General features: G+C 72.5%; 11 protein-coding genes and 2 pseudogenes. 5 read left to right on the top strand and 8 right to left on the bottom strand.

The features are described 5' to 3' along the window. The first annotated feature begins 147 nt into the window (after positions 1–147). Entirely contained in the window at positions 148–729 is a 582-nt protein-coding gene (locus ACZ4YY_RS04170) for a TetR-like C-terminal domain-containing protein (RefSeq protein ID WP_468283627.1), read from the top strand. Between the two features lie 44 nt (positions 730–773). On the opposite strand, the gene ACZ4YY_RS04165 is transcribed toward ACZ4YY_RS04170, so the two are convergent. The 3 genes from ACZ4YY_RS04165 to ACZ4YY_RS04155 form a co-directional block, all read right to left on the bottom strand. Further along, positions 774–1145 (bottom strand): VOC family protein, encoded by a 372-nt coding sequence (locus ACZ4YY_RS04165; protein ID WP_468283625.1) that lies wholly within the window; start codon positions 1143–1145, stop codon positions 774–776. 146 nt (positions 1146–1291) lie between these two features. Continuing rightward, positions 1292–3049 carry a DUF2264 domain-containing protein gene (locus ACZ4YY_RS04160; protein WP_468283623.1) on the bottom strand — a complete coding sequence of 586 codons (1758 nt, stop codon included), beginning with the start codon at positions 3047–3049 and terminating at the stop codon, positions 1292–1294. Positions 3050–3340: 291 nt separating this feature from the next. Further along, positions 3341–4387, bottom strand: a complete 1047-nt coding sequence (locus ACZ4YY_RS04155) for a rhamnogalacturonan acetylesterase (RefSeq protein WP_468283621.1) — start codon at positions 4385–4387, stop codon at positions 3341–3343. Positions 4388–4509: 122 nt separating this feature from the next. Here ACZ4YY_RS04155 and ACZ4YY_RS04150 point away from each other — a divergent pair. Further along, positions 4510–5065, top strand: a pseudogene (locus tag ACZ4YY_RS04150) (polysaccharide lyase family protein); the annotation flags it as partial. Between the two features lie 15 nt (positions 5066–5080). Here ACZ4YY_RS04150 and ACZ4YY_RS04145 read toward each other — a convergent pair. Beyond that, positions 5081–6493 carry an RICIN domain-containing protein gene (locus ACZ4YY_RS04145; protein ID WP_468283619.1) on the bottom strand — a complete coding sequence of 471 codons (1413 nt, stop codon included), beginning with the start codon at positions 6491–6493 and terminating at the stop codon, positions 5081–5083. A gap of 15 nt (positions 6494–6508) precedes the next feature. Continuing rightward, the gene (locus ACZ4YY_RS04140) at positions 6509–7597 is read right to left on the bottom strand and encodes a glycoside hydrolase family 43 protein (RefSeq protein ID WP_468283617.1); all 1089 of its coding nucleotides are present in this window, start codon (positions 7595–7597) and stop codon (positions 6509–6511) included. Positions 7598–7840: 243 nt separating this feature from the next. Between ACZ4YY_RS04140 and ACZ4YY_RS04135 the strand changes: the two genes are divergently transcribed. From ACZ4YY_RS04135 to ACZ4YY_RS04125, 3 genes are all read left to right on the top strand, one after another. Continuing rightward, entirely contained in the window at positions 7841–9934 is a 2094-nt protein-coding gene (locus tag ACZ4YY_RS04135) for an autotransporter (protein WP_468283615.1), read from the top strand. 260 nt (positions 9935–10194) lie between these two features. Next, positions 10195–11133: a homocysteine S-methyltransferase gene (mmuM, locus tag ACZ4YY_RS04130; protein WP_468283613.1), complete on the top strand. Its 939-nt coding sequence runs from the start codon at positions 10195–10197 to the stop codon at positions 11131–11133. 123 nt (positions 11134–11256) lie between these two features. Beyond that, positions 11257–12330, top strand: coding sequence for a LacI family DNA-binding transcriptional regulator (locus ACZ4YY_RS04125; RefSeq protein WP_468283611.1), 1074 nt, complete (start codon positions 11257–11259; stop codon positions 12328–12330). A 31-nt stretch (positions 12331–12361) separates the two neighbouring features. On the opposite strand, the gene ACZ4YY_RS04120 is transcribed toward ACZ4YY_RS04125, so the two are convergent. The 3 genes and pseudogenes from ACZ4YY_RS04120 to ACZ4YY_RS04110 form a co-directional block, all read right to left on the bottom strand. After that, on the bottom strand, positions 12362–13993 hold the full coding sequence (locus ACZ4YY_RS04120; protein WP_468283609.1) for a carboxylesterase/lipase family protein: 1632 nt from the start codon (positions 13991–13993) through the stop codon (positions 12362–12364). A 93-nt stretch (positions 13994–14086) separates the two neighbouring features. After that, on the bottom strand, positions 14087–15322 hold the full coding sequence (locus ACZ4YY_RS04115; protein WP_468283607.1) for an alginate lyase family protein: 1236 nt from the start codon (positions 15320–15322) through the stop codon (positions 14087–14089). A gap of 23 nt (positions 15323–15345) precedes the next feature. Beyond that, a pseudogene (locus ACZ4YY_RS04110) lies at positions 15346–18673 on the bottom strand (alginate lyase family protein).

Raw genomic sequence — 18673 nt, 5'->3', positions numbered from 1 at the left:
GTCAGAACAACCCGCCGTCCCGCAGTCCGGAACCACCATCACAACCCGTCGTCCCACAGCCCGGAACCCGCCAGCACAACCCGCCGTCCCGCAGTTCCGCACGTCCGCCACCTCCGCCGAGGCCCGATCCAGAAGCAAGGCGCGCCCATGCCCCGAGCCGGCATCACCTCCGACCGCCTGGTCGCAGCCGCCGCCGACCTCGCCGACGAGGTCGGGTTCGAGAACGTCACCGTCTCCGCGCTGGCCCGCCGCTTCGGGGTCAAGGACGCGAGCCTGTACTCCCACGTCAGGAACCTCCGGGACCTGCGCACCCGCCTCGCGCTGTTCGCCGGGGGCGAGATGATCGACCGGATCGCCGACGCCGTCGCCGGGCGGGCCGGCCAGGACGCGCTCGCCGCCTTCGCCGGCGCCTACCGCGCCTACGCGTTGCAGCATCCGGGACGGTACGCGGCCACCCAGATCCCCGTCGACCAGGTCCTGGTCGCCGACTCCCCCGCCCTGCGCCGCACCGCCGAGATCACCTACGGCATGCTCCGCGCGTACGGCCTCGACGAACCCGACCTCACCGACGCCGTCCGCCTCCTGCGCAGCACCTTCCACGGCTACTGCGCCCTGGAGGCCGGAGGTGCCTTCGGTGCGCCCCGGGACGTACAGCGGTCGTGGGACAAGGCGGTCGACGCCCTGCACGTGGCGCTCACACACTGGCCGCGCGCGGACCAGGCGCGCTGAGGCGGGACGCGGGGCCGGCCTGTCCGCGGGCCCCGCGTCCCGGCTCAGCCCGCCGCCAGTTCCTCGGCGCTGCGCTCCACGCAGAACTCGTTGCCCTCCGGGTCCGCGAGCACCGCCCACCCGGTGCCGTCCGGGTTGCGGCGGTCGTCGACGAGGGTGGCGCCGAGGGCGAGCAGCCGGTCGACCTCCTCGTCACGGGTGCGGTCCTGCGGCTGGAGGTCGAGGTGGACGCGGTTCTTGACCGTCTTCCTCTCCGGAACGGTGACGAAGAGCAGCCCCGCCGCCTCGATCAGCGCCTCCTCGTCACCCGGTTCGTCGTCCTCGTGGAGGGGCTGGCCGAGAACCCTGGACCAGAAGCTCGCGAGGGCGTGGGCGTCGGCGCTGTCGATCGTCACATGACGGATCCTGGAAGTCATGCGAGGGATTCTTCTGCACGCCCACCTGCCCGGCAACGGAGATAAAGCCGATCCGTGCGCCCCCGATGATGCCGCCCCTCGGCCGGCCGAAGCACGGTCGGCCGGGGCACGGGCGGGCCGACTCGCGGTCGGCCGGGGTAGCACGGTCACCCCGTTGTGCTGACCCGTACGGCGTCCCGGGCGTCGGCCGCCGTGCCTGCCAGCCGCACCAGCACCTCCGGGCCTCCGCTCCAGTGGACGCGCATGTCGTACACACCCTCGCTCTTCCCGTCGTCCGCCGACTCCACCGACTCCGCGCACTCCACGTGCACGGAAACGGTCTCCTCCAGCGGGACGGGTTCCGGTTCGGCGGTGAGGCGGGCGAGTGCGACGAAGAGGGTGGGGCCGTCGGCGGTGGTGCCCGTGAGGGAGCCGGTCAGTCCGGCGACGGGCAGCAGGTCGGCCCGCGCCCCGCCACGCGCCGCCCATCCGGTCACCCGCACCGGCGTCCCGGGCGGCGCACCCGTCACCAGATGGGCCCGCACCTCGGCCGCCCCGTGGGCGAGCACCACGCTGGTCACCCGGGCTGTCCCGTCGGCCCCCGCCGTGTGCCGCGACGCCACCCAGCCGTCCCCTGCGCCGAGCGGTTCGATCCCGGTGCGGCCGGGGTCACCGCCGACGAACACACTGTTGTCGTACGTCTCCGACGGCCGCGTCACCGTCGAGTACGCCAGCCGTGTGTAGTACGGGTCGTAGCGGACGTCCTCGCTGCCGTGGTTGTGGAGGCGGACCAGACCGTCCGAACGGGTCGACTGCAGAAGCCAGTTGGGGGCGTGGACGGGCGTCACCGCGTCCGCCCGCTCCGTCGGGCCCGGCTCCTCGCGTGCCGTCCACACTTCGTGGTCCGCAGGGAGCAGCAGCCCGAGGAAGCCCTTGCTCGCCCAGTAGGGGGAGGCCGGGCCCGAGTAGGCCTGGAGGACGGACGGGTCGGGTCCATGCCAGCCGAGGGTCAGCAGACCGCGTTCGTCGACGGCGCCCCGCTCCAGGAAGTACTTCAGCGCACCGGAGGCGAGGCGACGCGTCTCGCCGGGTGACAGCGGGGTGCGGCCGGTCAGGGCGCCCAGCCACAGGGGGGCGGTGGTGGCGAAGCGGTAGGTGAGCGAGCGGCCCTGGTGCATCGGCGCGCCGTCACCGCCGAACAGACGGGCGTAGTCGACGAGGTGCCGGGAGAGCCGGCCGCCGTACAGGTCCAGCAGCCGGGGGTCGTCGGCGAGCCAGGCGTGCAGCACCGGGTAGAGGTGCATCGCCCAGCCGTTGTAGTAGTCGTGGGCGTGGACGGCGCCGTCGGTGTACCAGCCATCGCCGAGGTACCACTGCTCGATGCGGTCAAGGCCGCGGTCGACGGCCTTGTGGGCGAGATCCGATTCACAGTCGACTGCATACAGAAAACTGCCGACGGTCACCGGGAACAGTTCCCAGTTGCACGGCCAGGGTTCCGCCGTGAGCGCGTCCGCGAGCCAGGCGGCGGTCCGCTGCCGTACGCCGTCGTCGAGCCGGTCCCACAGCAGTGGCCGGGTCAGCCGCAGGGCGAGCGCGATCGAGGCAGCCTCGACCAGGGGCTGCCCCCGGTCCTCGATGCGCGGCCAGCGCCCCCCGACGCCGGCCGCGAGGCCCTCGGCGTAGCGGCCGAGCGCCGTCTCGTCGCGCCGGAAGGCGGCGAGCAGCAGGGTGCGGGCGTATCCCTCCAGGCCGTCGGAGAGCCGCCCGGCCGAGCCGGTGCGGTCGCCGGGGAAGTGGTAGAGGGCGCGATCCTCGGTGGCGTAAGGCTCCACGGCGGCGATCAGGGCGTCGGCGGCCGCTTCCCAGTGGGCGCGGGTGTAGCCGGTGTACGGGCTGAGGGTCCGGTCGGGCGGCGGGAGGTGCATCGGCGGTGTCTTTCCGTGGGGCCGGGGGCGGAGCGGGTGCGGCGACGGGGTCGGGCGGGGTTCACCGGGGCGGTGGGGGCAGACGTCCCCGGTCCCGGCCGGCCGGGCGGCGAGGGAGGGTCGGTACGGCCGGCGGCGACGGGGACGACCACGAGCGGCAGGCGCGCCCACGAGGGGCGGCGCCCACCTGCGGAACGCGGTCCCGTCCGAGCAGGTCGGGGCCCGTCGTCCGAGCCGCCCCGGGTCAGGACCTGGAGGCGGTCCGGTTCCGGTCGGGCCGCCCCCAGGGGTTCATCCCGCCCGCACCGCACCCTTGGGCACCAGGTGCAGGGCGACGAGTTCGTCGCGGACGACTTGCGCGTATTCCGTGGCGCCTCGCACAGAGGTGTGGGTGTTGTCCCGTTTCTCGTTGTAGAGGTACAGCGCCTTGGAGCCTTCGACGCCGAGGGACTCCACCAGCGCCCTGGTCCTCGCGGTGAGGTCGATCAGCGGGACGCCCCGTGCGGCGGCGACCGAGCGGATCACGGCCGGATGGTCGACGCCGAGGCCGTTGACCAGCAGGGCGGTGCCGTTGTTCAGGGTGCCGTCGGCGTTGAACCAGCGGCGCACGATCGGGGTGACCAGAACCGGCTCGCCACCCTTGTCGCGGACGCCCGCCACAAGGGCCTCGAGGTTCGCCCGGTAGGTCGCCTCGTCGGTCGTCTTGTCGTTGTGAGCCAGCTGGATCAGCACCAGGTCGCCCCGGCGGATCTGCGGCCGCACCGTGGCCCACAGCTGCGGGTTCCCCAGGTAGGTGACCGTACTCTCCCCGGAGTCCGCGTAGTTGGCGACGGAGACCCCCTTGCGCAGGTACCGCGGGAGCTGCTGGCCCCAGCCGGAGTAGGGGTCGCCGGGCTGGTCGCAGACGGTGGAGTCGCCGACCAGGAAGATCTGGCGGGCGTGGCGCGCGCGGGTGACGCGGATGTCGTCGAGCGCCGGGGTCGTGCCGCCGATCGCCAGGTCCAGGCCGGGAGTCCCCGCGGGGCCGGTCGGTTCGCCCTCGGGAGTGCGGACGTTCACGGTGAAGCTGCGCGCGACGCGCTCACCGGCCGGGACGGCCGTCTCCGGGAGCAGCGAGCGCCGGGCCTCACCACTGATCGCGGTGCTGGACGCCGCCTCGCCGCCGAGCAGGACCGTCACGTCGTACGTGCCGGGCGGGACGTCGAAGTGGCACGCGGTCTCCGTGCAGTGGTCGGCACCGAGCGCCGGGCGGCCGGTGTGGGCCTGGGCGGCGGGCACGGCCGTCAGGGCGGTGGTCAAGGTCAGCGCCGCCAGTACGGCTGTGGTGAAACGTCTCACTACGGCTCCTCCATCACGGCATCAGGGCCTGGCGGCTGGACCGTACCGCCTCCCGCAAGCGCTTTCTAGACCTTGGGCTCATCTCACACGACTACCGACCTCCCGCGCGTGAAAGCCCTTTCGCGGTCCCCTCCTCCAACGACGCGAGCAAGGCGAGCGCGATCTGGCGGATCAACGACTGGACCGGCACGCCAAGCGGTTTCAAGAACGCCGACCAGATGACGTACGCGCATCCGTCGGACGTCCGGGCCGCCGTCTGGACCGGCAACCGTGATGGGCAGCGGCGGCGAGGCCTCCGCCTTCCTCTGCCACCTCTGGAAGGACGTCAACAGCGGCCTGCTCATCTCTCTCAGGCTGACCGCGGCGCAGGCAGCCGCCGCGCACACCCTGCGCATCGGCGTGGCGACGGCCTACGCCAACGGCGGGCCGCAGGTCACCGTCGACGACACCTGGACCTCGGCCGTCCCCTCCCCGCCCACCCAGCCGAACACCCGGTCGTTGACCGACGGCTCCTACCGGGGGAACAACCACACGTTCACCTACAGCGTGCCGGCCGGTGCCTGGCGCACCGACACCAGCCAGTACAACGTGCTGAGGATCGACGTGGTGAGCGGGTCGGGGTCGACCGGCTTCCTCAGCGCCGGGACCGCGATCGACGCGATCGACCTGCTGCCCTGACGAGCCGACCGTTCATCAGGTGCCTCGTGTCCACTGCTGGTTGGTGCCGCCGTTGCACGTGTACGTGATGACGGCGGCACCGTTGGCGGTGGAAGCACCGTTCACGTCGAGGCACTCACCGCTCGCACGGGATCTGACGTTGACGTAGCTCCCGGTCGTGGTGAGCGACCACTGCTGGGCGGTGGCCGAGGCGTTGCAGTTCTCCTGGGTGACCGTGTTCGCGTTCTCCTGCACACACAGGGAGCTGTTCCTGACCACCAACTGGTAGTAACCGCTTCCGACCGACTTGAACCAGTACTTCTGGTTGGTGCCGCCGTTGCAGTCGTACTGCTTGATCTGGGCACCCTGCCACAGCGACTGGCTCGTCACATCGGCGCACCGGCCGCTGTGCCGGGCGATCAGCGTGTTGTACGCGGCGCTCGTGCCGGTGACGGTCCCGGCGGCGGTGTCGACGGTGACCTCCGGCGACCAGGACATGGACATCGTGGTCGAGGTCGGGAACGCCAGCGGCAGCCACACGTACCGCGAGTCGTTGACGGTGCCGCCGAAGGAGTTGCCCCAGCGGTCGCCCATGTACAGGTACGAGGTGCCGCCGCTTCCCTGCACGGGGAGGACGTACGCGGTCTGCGAGCCGTACGCCGTGGAGTCGCCGACGTTCGCCATCGCGGTCCACGGGCCGGCGATGCTGGTCGCCGTCGCGTACTGCTGCTGGTTGGGGTTCCAGCTCGTGGCGCCCGAGGTGAGCATGAAGTACACGCCGTTGCGCTTGAACAGCGCGGGGGCCTCGCGGTGCCCGCCGTGCCAGGGGTCGGCGACCAGGCTCGCGACGCCGGTGTAGTCGGCCGTGAGCCGATAGATGTGCAGGTCGTAGTTGTCCCGGGCGGCGGAGATCATGTAACCGGTTCCGTCGGTGTCGGAGAACACGGTGATGTCGCGGGACATGTGCTGGCCGAGCGGACGGAAGCTGCTCTTCCAGGTGTAGGCGCCGTCCACGGTGTCGGAGACCGCGACGGCGGCCCGCGCCTCGCTGTAGTCGACGCCGTTCTCCTTGTGCATCCACATCACGAACTTGCCGGTGGCGGCGTTGTACATGACCTTCGGGCGCTCGATGTTGGCGGTGGCCAGCTCGGGTGCGCTCGCCTGCGTCAGAACGTGGTTGCGGAACTCCCAGTTCTTCAGGTCGGTGGAACGGTAGGCGTCCACGTACCGGAAGGTGTTGTCGGCGTTGCGGTGCTCGCCGAACCAGTAGTAGTAGTTCCCGACCTTGAGGACACCGCCGCCGTGCGCGTGCACGGGGTTGCCGGACGTGTCGGTGAACTGGGTGCCGTTGGTGATCGTCTGGGGTGCGGCCTGGGCCGGGCCCGCGGTGGCGAGGGCGCCGGCCAGCGCCAGGCAGAGGGCGAGCAGGGTCGCGTACGCGCGTCTCATCTCACACACCTTCCTTCACTTCACGGTGTCGGCGACGGGGACGCCGAAGTCGGGGGTGCCGTCGGGCTTCCAGCGCAGGCGCTGGACACGGGTGTGGCGGTTGGGGTCGTTCAGCGGATCGCCGACGATCTCCTTGTACTGGCGGGCGTGGTAGACGAGGACGTCGGTGCGGCCGTCCTCGGCGACGGTGAAGCTGTTGTGCCCCGGACCGTACTGCCGGGTGGTGTCGTTGCTGGTGAACACCGGGACCGGGGACTTGGACCAGTTCGCCGGGTCCATGAGGTCCGCGTCCGCGCCGACCGTCAGCAGCCCCATGCAGTAGTTCGCGTCGGTGGCGCTGGCCGAGTACGACATGAACAGTCGGCCGTTGCGCCGGATCACCGAGGGACCTTCGTTGACTTTGAAGCCGACGCGCTCCCAGTCGTACTCCGGTGTGGTGAGCCGCACTTGAGGGCCCGTCAGGGTGACCGGGTCGGCCATCTCGGACAGCCAGACGGCGGTGTTGTTGTCCATGCCGGGCTCGTGCTGCGCCCAGGCGAGGTAGCGCGTGCCCCGGTGGGTGAAGGTGGTGGCGTCGAGGGAGAAGGTCTCCCAGGCGGTCTTCAGCTGCCCCCGTTCGACCCAGGTGCCCTGGAAAGGGTCGCGGTGACTGTTCTCCAGGACCCAGATCCGGATGGCCCAGATGTCCTCGGCGGGTGCGGAGGCGAAGTAGATGTACCAAGAGCCGTCGATGTGGTGGATCTCGGGCGCCCAGATGTGCGCGCCCATGACACCGCTTGCGTGCTTGCGCCAGATGACGGACTCGGCGGCCGTCCCGAGCCCCCGCAGGGTGCGGGACCTGCGCAGGATGACCCGGTCGTACTCGGGGGCGGTGGCCGTGAAGTAGTAGAAGCCGTCGGCGTGGCGGTGGATGTGGGGGTCGGCTCGGTTGCGGACGAGCGGGTTGACGTAGGGGGCGGTCGAGCGGGGGCCCGCCGCAGCGCCCGCCGGGCCCGCCGCGTGGGCGACGGCGGTGGGCATCGCGGTGAGGGCGCCCGAGGCCAGGGCGCCCTTCAGCAGCAGCCTGCGGCCGGTGGGGTCGGCCGGGGCGTTGTCGCGGCTCATGCGGTCTGCCTTCCTGCGGGCTCTGCGCGTGCTGGGCGCAGGCACCGCACGTGGGGGGAACACAAAACGGAACAGAAACGTTCGCCATCTCGCACAAGATCTTTCATTCCGAACGCCGAAAAGGTAAGCGCGTGTTACGGGCAGGTCAACGGGTCGCGCGAGAAGAACCCGAGGTGACAAAACCAAACCCGCTGCCCGCGAGATTTCTGTTATCCGCCGGGTGGGCGATCCGTCTCCGATGATGTGCGCAGCCATACCCAAAAGACCGCGGCGGCCGTCGGAGCACTGGCCGTCACCGCCCTCCTGCTCGGTGCCCCGCCCTCGTTCGCCGCCGGCCCGCGTGACGTGACCGCCGACGTGTTGGCGGACCGGGACGTCACACTCGACGGCGACACGGTCGTGACCGTGCCGGCCGGGACGACCACGTACGACGGGGTGTTCAGCGGCGCCGGCACACTCACCGTGCGCGGCACCGGGACCCTCGTCCTCACCCGGGACAGCGACTTCACCCTGCCGGAGTCACGGCGACGGCAGACCGTACGGATCCTCGGCGGCAACCACCCGTACGTCACCGTGACCCGGCCCGACCCGCCCGCCGTCACCGTCGAGCGCGGCGCGACGCTGCAGTACGGCAACGGCGGAACCACCGGCCTGATCGGCCATTTCCCGTACGGCACCCCGGCGTTCCGGCTCAACCAGGACAACATCCGGGTCGACGGCACCCTGCGGCTGTCCCTGACCAGCGCCTACAACCTCGGCACCCTCAGCGGCTCGGGACTGATCACCCAGCCGAGGTTCCTCTGGGGCACCTGGGACCTGTCGGGCACCCACTCCTTCTCCGGCGTGATCGACAACGGCACCCAGATGAACGCCGGACGGCCCGAATACGCCACGTCGCTGCCCCGCGTGCGCAAGGTGCTCAACCAGGGCACCTTCACCGTGGACACCCCGCTCGGCCAGACCGTCACCCTCGGCATGGACTTCTACCAGCGCGAGTACGGCAGTGACATCAACGTCCAGTCCCGGCCCGGGGGCAGGGTCGTCCTCACCGGTCAGTACAGCTGGTCGGACCGGGGCGGCGACACCGACCCCTCCCTCAGCGACCCGGCCCTCAACTGGACGCCCGCACGCAAGAACGTCAACAAGCGCGGCACCAACATCAAGGGCGCCGACGTCCGGTGGGGCAACGGCACCACGAGCAAGATCTTCATGCCGGGCACCGCGGAAACCGTGTACATCAACCTGCTCGCGGCCCGCTCCCGTTCGAAGCTCACCTTCGACTACAACGGCCCGGTGACCCTCGGCGCCCCCATCGGCGGCGGCCGCTTCCACGACACCCTGTCCGCACCCGGTGCCGGCGACATCGTCATCGCCGGCACCGAGGGCAACGACGTCACCTTCGCCGCCGCCCAGCACTACGACGGGTCGACCACCGTCGAGAAGGGCGCGGTGCTGCGTCTGGGCTCGGGCGCGGCGGGCGGCGACGGCTCCCTGCTCACCGGCACGCTGCAGCGGCGCATCGTGAACGACGGGACGCTCGTCGTCCGCAACACGAAGACGGCGATCTCCCTGTCCCGGGTCGGCGGCAGCGGCTCGTTCGTGCAGTCCGGGGCCGCGACCACGACACTCACCGGGAGCGGCGTGACGTACACCGGGACAACGACCGTGCAACGGGGGACCCTGGCCCTGCGGGACGGTGCCACGCTCGTCAACAGCCGCGCCGTGCACATCTCCTCGCCCGGGGCGCGCCTGGACACGGGCGGCACGCCGCTGCGCGTGGCCGGCACGCTCGACGGCGGGGGCACGGTGACCGGCGGCGTCCTCAACGAGGGTGTCGTCACGGGCGGGCTCACCGTCACCGGCGACTACACCCAGTCCGAACTCGGCGACCTGGTCGTGCGGGAAGCCCCCCTGAAGGTGGACGGCAGGGTACGGCTGTCCGGCGGCCTCGACCTCTCCGCGGTCGGCACCGCCCCGGCACGGGAGATCACCGTGCTCGACCACACCGGGCCCACGCCCGTCACCGGCACCTTCGAGGGGCTGGAGGAAGGCGGCGAGGTGAAACTCGCCGACACCGTTTACCGGATCAGTTACCGAGGTGGCGACGGCAACGACGTCGTCCTCAGGGCGGCCACGAGCCGCGAGGCGGCGGTGCGCGCCCAGCGCGGCTCGGGCCCGCAGACGACGGACGCCCACAGCGCCGGAACGGAGGACAGCGGCGGCTTCGGCTGGTGGCCCTACGTCCTCGCCGTCGGCATGCTGGTCGGCCTCATCATGCCCGCGACCCGACGGCGGCGGAGGATTCGGCGCGGCGGGGGCGGGCGGCACGCCGCATAGCGCGAGGTCGCCGCCGGCCCGGGCCGGGTCACCGCCGCAGCGGAGGCCACCACCGATGCGGCGACCCCGGACAGCGCCGGGGGAGCCGGATCGTGCCGGGGGGGTGCCGGGCCGTGCGGGCGGTGGCGGCACCTCACGGTTCCGGAGCAGGGGGCCGACGGCGCCTCACCGTCACGCGGTCGCCGTCCCGCATCGCGGGCATCGCGTTCACTGGCCGGACAGGTGGGGCCGTCCCCGGCCGCTTCGACTAGCGTCGGGTCATGACCAGCGACACCCCTACCCCGCACGCCCTCACGCTCGCCGAGGCGCTCGCCTCGGGGGCCGTCGTCCTGGACGGCGGCATGTCCAACCAGCTCGAGTCGGCCGGGCACGACCTCAGCGACGAGCTGTGGTCGGCGCGGCTGCTCGCCGAGCGGCCCGAGGCCGTCACCGAGGCACACCTCGCCTACTTCGAGGCGGGCGCGAACGTGGCGATCACCTCCAGCTACCAGGCCACCTTCGATGGGTTCGCCCGGCGCGGCATCGACCGCGCCGAGGGAGTGCGGCTGCTCGCGCTGAGCGTGGAGCTCGCCCGCGAGGCGGCCCGCCGGGCCCGTGACAAGGGGCTCGCGCACCCGCTGTGGGTGGCGGCGTCGGTGGGGCCGTACGGCGCGATGCTCGCCGACGGCTCCGAGTACCGGGGCCGTTACGGGCTCACGGTGGCGGAGCTGGAACGCTTCCACCGGCCGCGGCTCGAGGTACTGGCCGCCGCCGGGCCGGACGTGCTGGCGCTGGAGACCGTGCCCGACGCCGACGAGGCCGAGGCGTTGCTGCGGGCGGTGCGCGGGCTCGGGGTGCCGGCCTGGCTGTCGTACAGCGTCGCGGGCGGACGCACGCGCGCCGGGCAGCCGTTGGAGGAGGCGTTCGCCCTCGCCGCGGACGCGGACGAGGTGATCGCCGTCGGCGTGAACTGCTGTGCCCCCGAGGACGTCGACGGCGCGATCGCGATCGCGGCGCGGGTGACGGGCAAGCCCGTCGTGGTCTATCCGAACAGCGGTGAGGCCTGGGACGCCGAGGCCCGCGCCTGGAGCGGCCGCTCCACCTTCGCCCCCGAACAGGTCCTGGGCTGGCGGGAGTCCGGTGCCCGTCTGATCGGCGGGTGCTGCCGCGTGGGGCCGCGGGCGATCGCGTCGATCGCACGGACGCTGACGTCGGCGTGACTCGCCGCCCCGCGTCCCCCGTCGAGGGGAAACCTCGGAGGTAGCCCCCGCGTCATACGGCCCGCGCTGCTAGCCTCCGCTGGGGAAACCGGTTGCCGCCGGGTTTCCGAGGGGAGGGCGGGGATGACGAGGAAGAGCGGGGACGCCGCACGCAGCACCATCCGGGACGTGGCGGCCCGCGCGGGGGTGTCCGCGGCGACCGTGTCGAGGGTGCTCGGCGGGGTGTACCCGGTGAGCGGGGAGACCCGGACCCGGGTGTTGCAGGCGGTGCGCGACCTGGACTACGTGGCCGACGCCCGGGCGAAGGCGGTCGCGGGGGCCGGGACACCCACGTTGGCCTTCGTGCTGGAGGACATCACCGGGCCGTCGTTCGCCCACATGGCGCACGGTGTCGAGCGCGAGGCGACCCGGCTCGGGCATCTGTGCCTCGTGTGCAGCACCGAGGGCGACGTGCGGCACGAGCTGGAGTTCGTGGAGATGATGCGCGCCCAGCGGGCCGCCGCCGTGCTGCTGGTCGGCGGCGCCGCCGACACGCCCGAGTACCGCGAGCGCACCCGTCGCATCGCCGACTCGCTGGCTTCGGCCGGCTCCCGGCTCGTGCTGTGCGGGCGCCCACCGCTGGGCCCCGGCGCGCCGGTGACGGTCGTCGAGTACGACAACGAGGGCGGCGCCCACGCCCTGGTCGCGCACGTCCTCGCCCAGGGGCACCAGCGTGTGCTGTTCCTCGGGGGCAAGCCGGACCACACCACCGCGCTCGGCCGCGAACGCGGTTACGCCGGCGCCCTCAGGGCCCGCGGGCTGGCACCGGATCCGGAGCTGATCCTGCACGGCGACTTCACCCGCGACTCCGGACACCGCCTGATGCGGCGGGCCCTCGACGACCGGCTGGACTTCACGGCCGTGGTCGCCGCCACCGACATGGTCGCCGCCGGCGCCCTGACCGCGCTGCACGAGGCGGGCCTGGACGTGCCGGGCGACGTGTCGCTGGCCGGCTACGACGACATCCCCTTCGCCCGTGACCTGTACCCGGCCCTGACCACCGTCCACGTCCCGTACGAGGAGCTGGGCCGCCTCGCCGTCCGCACGGTCCTCGGCCGGGCGCCGGACGCGAGGGGCGAGCACCTGCTGCTGGGGACGCATGTGGTGGTGCGGGACTCGGTGGCGGGAGTGGGGAGGGGGTCGCGGGCGGTGCGTTGAACCCCCGCCGGAACTCCCCGCGGGAATCCTCTCAGTGCCGCCGCTCTCCTCCGACCCGCCGCAGCCGGCGCACCGCGGAGCGCAGTTCGGTGGCGCGGAGGGGGCGGCCGGAGATGATCGGGTCCGGGGTGACGGGAAGGGCGGTCCCTCTGTTGGGGACGGTCGTCGTCGCGTCGTCCGCGGTCGACCACAGGGCGAGTTCCCCATCCCGCAGACCGCATACTGTATGCGGTCGACCGTCGCCGAAAACCCGCACGGGATGTGCGGTGTCCCAGGCCTCCCATCCCGGATCCCCGGTCGCGACGAACCGCACCCACGCCCCGTGCATCGCGTCCGCGAGTTCCTGCGGGGCACCCGCTCCGGCGAGCTTCGCGGACTCGGGCACGTCCCCGGTGTCGAAGACGAAGCCCAGCTCCAGGGCGTGGCAGGCGCCAAGTCCGGTGCGCAGGGACGGCCAGGCGAACTCGTAGACGTACGACGAGCCGGGGCGGGCGTCGGCCAGACGTCGGAGCGGCAGCCGCAGCAGGTGGTCGGTGACCATCTGGCCGACGGTCTCGGCCGTGCCGGCGTCGGGATGCAGGACCCGGTAGCCGCGCGGCACCTCGTGACCGCAGCGGCAGCGGGCCATGGCGCCGGCGAGGGCGACGGCGCCGAGACGGTCGACGCGCTCCAGCAGCCCTCCGGGGATCAGCCACAGCCGGTACTCGTCGCTGGTCCAGCCGAGGAGCAGGTCGGCACCGGGGGCCGCGTCGCCGTCGACGAGGGCCGTCAGCGGATCGCGCGGGACGAGGTCGCCGTCGATGACGATGCCGAAGGCCGGCCCGCCCAGGACGGGGCTGCTGAGCCGGCCCACCTCGGTCTGGGTGTGCAGCAGCAGCTCGCGGTCGACGGCGGCGAACGCCTGCGCGGTGGCGGGGATCTTCAGCCGGTGTGCCATGCGGCGGACCATGCGGCGCACCTTGTCACGTTCGAAGGCCTCCGGCGCCCCGCTCTGCAGGACGGCCCGCCGGAACAGGCCCTGGGCCGGCGGGGCGGCCGCCAGGGCGCCGACGCTGATCGCCCCGGCGGACTGCCCGGCCAGGGTGACCTGCGCGGGGTCACCGCCGAAGGCCTCGATGGCGTCGTGCACCCAGCGCAGCGCGGCGAGCTGGTCGCGCAGTCCGGGGTTGGCGGGGGCGTCCGGGAAGAGGCCGTAGCCCTCCACCCCGAGACGGTAGTTGATCGACACGAACACGATCCCGTCCCGGGCGAAATGCCGTCCGTCGTACACCGGCACCGCCGAGGATCCCCTGGTCAGCGCGCCGCCGTGCAGCCACACCAGGACGGGGAGCCGGATGCCCGGGGCGGGGTCGGGGGTCCACACGTTGAGGTTCAGGCAGTCGTCGCCCGGCACGACCGGGTCGGACAGGTAGTCGGCGAAGGCCTCGGAGTACGGCGGTTTCGGCGCCGTCGGCCCGAAGGCGCCCGCGTCGCGCACCCCGTCCCAGGGCTCGGGCGGCTCGGGCGGCGCGAACCGGCGGGGCCCGAAGGGCGGGGCGGCGTAGGGGATGCCGCGGAAGACGGCCACGCCGTGCTCGTACCGGCCGCGCACGGCCCCGTACGGCGTCCGGGCCACGGGATCGCGGCCGGTTCCGGTGTCGGGGTTCGTCCGGCCTGCCGTCATCTGCCCACCAGCCCTTCGCCGCGCTCGTGCACCGGTAACCCCAGAGCACCACAGGGGCGCGAGGTATTCCGGTGCACGAGGCTTCTCGCGGGGCTATGTGGCGTACATCAGGGTGCCGAATCCCAGTTGGTCGTAGCCGCCGCTGGTGGAGCCGTAGTCACCCCCTCCTCCCTCGGGGGCGACGGAGGAGGACATCCGGGGGATGTACCTGTCGTCCAGGCCGAGCCGTCGGTTGTAGTGGTAGTGGAGCATCGCCCACACCGGGCGGGCCTGGCCGCGGGAGGTGGCGGAGACGTCGGTCTGCGACTGCTGGGCGCAGCTCTGGCCGGTGCCCCAGGTGTAGGTGGTGAAGGGGACGTTGGAGCCGAGGTTGTACTTGGCGGCGTACTGGGCGGCTTTCATGAACCGGCGGCCGTCGTAGGAGTAGAGGTCGTCTCCCTGGTTCCAGGCCATCTCGCAGATCGCGCCCATCTGGCCCATGCCCATGACGGTGTGCCCCTGGTCGCGGCCGGACTCCTGCCCCTGGCCGAGCGCGTAGCCGGCGGAGTCGGTGTGGGGGTAGGGCACGGCGTGGGCGATCGAGCCGTTGCCGGCACCGGACTTGAAGTAGGTGACGGCCTGGTCGTACTTGGCGGCGTTGTCGGTGAGGATCCCGATGGCGAGGATCGAGGCCATGTTGCACAGGTCCCAGTTCGCCCAGTAGTTGGTGACGCAGGCGTCGTTGTGGCCGGTGAGGAACTGGTTGTTGAGCGGGTAGAAGACCCTGACCATCATGTTCTGGAAGGCCGCGAGGTCGAACCGGCCGTAGCCGCGCATGAGTTCGGCGGCGTTTGCGAACTGCCAGCCGTAGATGCCGGCGGCCAGGAAGCGGTCGGCGTTGCCGGTGACCGAGGTGAGCGTCGACGACCAGGCGTTGAGGATGCGGGCCGCGCACCGCGCGTGGGCCTCGGTGCCGCCGATCTGCCAGCGCAGGGCGTTCTGGTAGGCGGCGGCGATGTCGTCGTAGAGGAGGCCGTAGTTATCGCCCGTGCCGCCGCGGACGACGGTGGCCTGGGGGTGGGGTGTCCAGGTGGACTGGGCGTGCGAGTTGGCGGTCAGCCTCTTCCAGCCCGACAGCCAGGGGTCGTCACCCGCGGCGACCCTGACCTTGGCGCGGTTGATGTCGCCCCGGTTGTGCAGCATTCCGGGGTGGGTGAAGGAGGCGGGCGCCGCGTCGGCGGTGGAGGCGGCGGCGCCGAGGGCGAGGGCGGCGGTGAGCCCGCCGGCGGTCTTCAGCAGACCGCGGCGGCTCACCTCCCCGTGCTGGGTGTGGGGGGACGTGCGGCTCATGCGGGGTGCTCCGATCAGAAGACTTACACGGGTGTGATGCTCACCTCGTCGAACTCGGTGGTGCTGTGGGCCAGGGGGGTGCGGGAGCAGACCACGAGGCCCACGTGGTAGGGGGCGTCACCGAAGCCGGGGATGTCTCCCTCGGCGAGGGGGGTCCAGGTGGCGCCGCCGTCGGACGAGGTGGATGCGGTGAAGTGCGTCCCGGTGCGCTTCAGCCGCAGCAGGCAGGGGGCGGTGACCGCCGCGCTGCCCGTGAAGGTGGACCTTCCGGCGACGGTGGTGCGCAGCATGAGCTGTGCGCCGGTGCCGGCGGTGACGATCGTCCCGGCCGCCTGGTCGAACGGCGACAGGGACTTGGCCATGAGCAGGCCGACCCGGTCGGTGACGGCTCCGGTGCGGGAGACGAGGCGGGCGGTGACCTCGCAGTCGCCGGTGACGGGCCGTCGTACGAACTGGCCCGTCATCGCCTGGTTGTTGACGTTGAGGTCGGCCCCGGCGCCCCGTACCACGAAGGTCCCGTTCTCGTGGGCGGTGCTGCCGGGGGTCTGGAGGGCGACCACGCCGAGGGTGCCGTGGGCGCGGTCGTCGAGGACGACGTCGCCGAGGTCGCCGTACGTCCACGGGGCGGGCGGCGCGGTGCCGACCGTGAGGGTGAGGGTGCCCGTGGTGTCACCCGCCGCGTTGCCCGCGGTGGTGGTGACGGTGAAGGTGCCGGTGCGGGTGGGGGTTCCGCGGATGAGGCCCGTGCGTCCGTCGAGGCGCAGGCCGTCGGGCAGGCCCTGCGCCGTGAACCGTGCGGGCTCGTGCGTGGCGCGCAGGAGGTGCGCGAAGGGCACGTCCTGGTTGGCGAACGCCGTGGTGGAGGAGGTGAGCCGGGGGAGCGACGGTGTCGGCGCGGTCGCGGTGACGGGGTCCGACAGGGGGCCGCGGCCGGCGCGGTTGGTCTTCGCGACGGCGTAGTGGTACGTCGTGCCGGGCGTGCCGGTGGCGTCCGCGTACCGGATGCGGGTGCCGAAGCCGACCGGGCCGACACGCGTGGCGATCGTCGCGTAGGGGCCGTCGGCGTCGGTGGCGCGCAGGACCGTGTAGGAGGCGGCGAGGTCGGGGTCGGTCCAGGCCAGTTCCACCGCGTCGGCGCCGGTGGTGGCGCGCAGGTCGGTGGTGGTGCGGGTCGGGCGCGGCACGGACCAGACCTCGCCGCGGGTGCGGGAGGTGACGGTGACGTTGTCGAAGGCGCCGGTGCCGGTCTCGGCGTAGTCCTCGTCGACACCGAGACAGGAGGTGAGGGTCAGGCCGACGTATGCGATGTACCGCATACCGTCGACCTTGCTCGTGCCGACTTCCGTCCACCGTATGCCGTCGGGGGACATGGCGCCGGTGCAGCGGTCGCCCCGGCGGGTCACCCGCACCCAGTACGGCATGCGCATGCGGTAACCGTCGCCGGCGCCCTCGACGTAGGGGGCCTCGAGGGGGGTCGCCGACTCGGGCAGCGTGCCGATGCCGGAGAGGGGGAACGCGGCGTTCGTGGTGATCGCCTGCTGCTGGGAAGGCGGTACGGGGGTGCTGCCGGTGGCCGAGATGCCCGCCCCCGCCGTGGGGCGTACGGTCCACACACCGCTCCAGGTGTGCAGTGGCAGTCCCTGGATCAGCAGGGAGGCGTGTGCCGCGTCCTGCTCCAGACCGGCCCGTACGGTGACGCCGATCTTGGAGTACTGGGAGCTGAGCGGCCACACGATCCGCGCGGTGACGGTGCCGTCGCCGGGAAGGGGCAGGTAGGCCAGGCGGTGGGTGTCGGCGGTTCCGGAGGCCTCCAGCACGAACCGTTCGCCGTCGAAGACGGCCGAGCCGGGGATGCGCACGTTGCCGACGTCCCGTGTCGCCCAGGGTCCGGGCAGCCCGGGGAATGCCGCCGCCCAGGGTGAACGGGCGCTGCTGCCCTGCGAGTTGGTCGCGGTGACCGTGTAGGAGGAGGGTTTGCCCGGGCGGGCGCCGCGGTCGGTGTACGACGGCTCGCCGAGACCGGTGGCGATCTCCTCGTACGGTCCGTCGGGGCTGGCGGCCCGCAGGACCGTGTACGACTCGGCCCCGGCCGACGGCAGCCAGGCGACGGTGACGGAGGTGTCGTCGCCCGTCGCCGTGACGCCGGCCGGAGCCGTGGGCACGGCCGGGGCGGGGGCCTTGGTGTCGGCGAAGGTGAGTGTGCCCCAGCTGGGCAGGTCGTCGTTGCCGCCCTCGACGACACGGGCGGCGCCGGGACCGCGGAAGACGGCCGCCTCGGTGTAGGGGGTGTCGAGGCCGCGGACGCCGGCGTAGTGCGCGTACACCATCTCGTAGATCGGCGGGAGGTTGCCGCGGCCGACGGCCGAGACGGTCTTCTTGACGTACTTGCCGGTGCGGTCGAGGTCGGGGACGAACGGGACGTCGCCGCCGAGGTTGTAGCGGGCGGCGTACTCGACGTTCTTCAGCAGCCTGTTGTCGTCGAAGCCGTACAGGTCGACGCCCTGGTTCCAGGCGACCTGCGCGGCGTCCGCGAGCAGGCCGACGGCGAGCTGCTCGTGGCCCTGGTCGCGGCCGGACTCCTGGCCCTGGCCCGCGTCGGTGACGATGCGGTGCGGGATGCTGCCGTTGCCCGCGCCGGCGGCGGCGAAGCGCAGGGCGTCCTCGAAGAGGGTGGGCTCCTCGCAGAAGACGCCGATGGCCAGGATCGACTGGACCGAGGTGAGGTCCCAGTTGCCGTTGGCGTACAGCATGTAGCCGGAGATGGCCGGGTACCACACGCGCAGGAAGGATTCCTCGCAGCGCGCGATGTCCTCCTTCGCCCAGCCGTCGTAGCCGCTGTGCCGCAGCAGCTCGGCCGCGTTGGCGAACTTGAAGACCTGGAGCCCGGCGCCGAGCGGCCCGTCGGCCCCGGTGACGGCCGTGAGGGACGCCGACCAGGCGTTGAGGATGTCCCGGGACTTGTCGGCGTACGCGCGGTCGCCCGTGATGCACCACATCAGCGCGGTCTGGTAGGCGGCGGCCGAGTCGGCGACGGCCTGGTTCTGGAAGTTGGCGGGGCCGCGGCCCCAGGAGGTGATCTGACCGGTGTTCTGCGCGGTGTACGTGGCCTTCGAGCGCGAGGTAGCCGTCGTGGATCGGGGATTCCCGGGCGGCGACCGCGGCCTTCATCCGGGCCAGGTCGTCGGCGCTGTGCAGCAGTCCGGGGTGGGTGAAGGCGCGTGTGCCGGTGCTCTCCCGGGCGGCTGCCCGGGAGAGCACCGGGGTGAGCAGTCCGCTCGCTCCGGACACCAGCAGCAGGGCGGCCGCGCCGCCGAGGAAGCCCCGGCGGCTCGGTGCGCCAGTCGTGCTCAT

Source organism: Streptomyces sp. NPDC030143 (assembly GCF_055573695.1).
The sequence above is the reverse complement of the archived record's forward strand: the minus strand, read 5'-3'. Positions and strand labels throughout refer to the sequence as shown.

Coding starts and splice junctions, on each gene's coding strand:
- ACZ4YY_RS04170 (WP_468283627.1), top strand. CDS start 148: ATGCCCCGAGCCGGCATCACCTCCGACCGCCTGGTCGCAGCCGCCGCC.
- ACZ4YY_RS04165 (WP_468283625.1), bottom strand. CDS start 1,145: ATGACTTCCAGGATCCGTCATGTGACGATCGACAGCGCCGACGCCCAC.
- ACZ4YY_RS04160 (WP_468283623.1), bottom strand. CDS start 3,049: ATGCACCTCCCGCCGCCCGACCGGACCCTCAGCCCGTACACCGGCTAC.
- ACZ4YY_RS04145 (WP_468283619.1), bottom strand. CDS start 6,493: ATGAGACGCGCGTACGCGACCCTGCTCGCCCTCTGCCTGGCGCTGGCC.
- ACZ4YY_RS04140 (WP_468283617.1), bottom strand. CDS start 7,597: ATGAGCCGCGACAACGCCCCGGCCGACCCCACCGGCCGCAGGCTGCTG.
- mmuM (WP_468283613.1), top strand. CDS start 10,195: ATGACCAGCGACACCCCTACCCCGCACGCCCTCACGCTCGCCGAGGCG.
- ACZ4YY_RS04125 (WP_468283611.1), top strand. CDS start 11,257: ATGACGAGGAAGAGCGGGGACGCCGCACGCAGCACCATCCGGGACGTG.
- ACZ4YY_RS04120 (WP_468283609.1), bottom strand. CDS start 13,993: ATGACGGCAGGCCGGACGAACCCCGACACCGGAACCGGCCGCGATCCC.
- ACZ4YY_RS04115 (WP_468283607.1), bottom strand. CDS start 15,322: ATGAGCCGCACGTCCCCCCACACCCAGCACGGGGAGGTGAGCCGCCGC.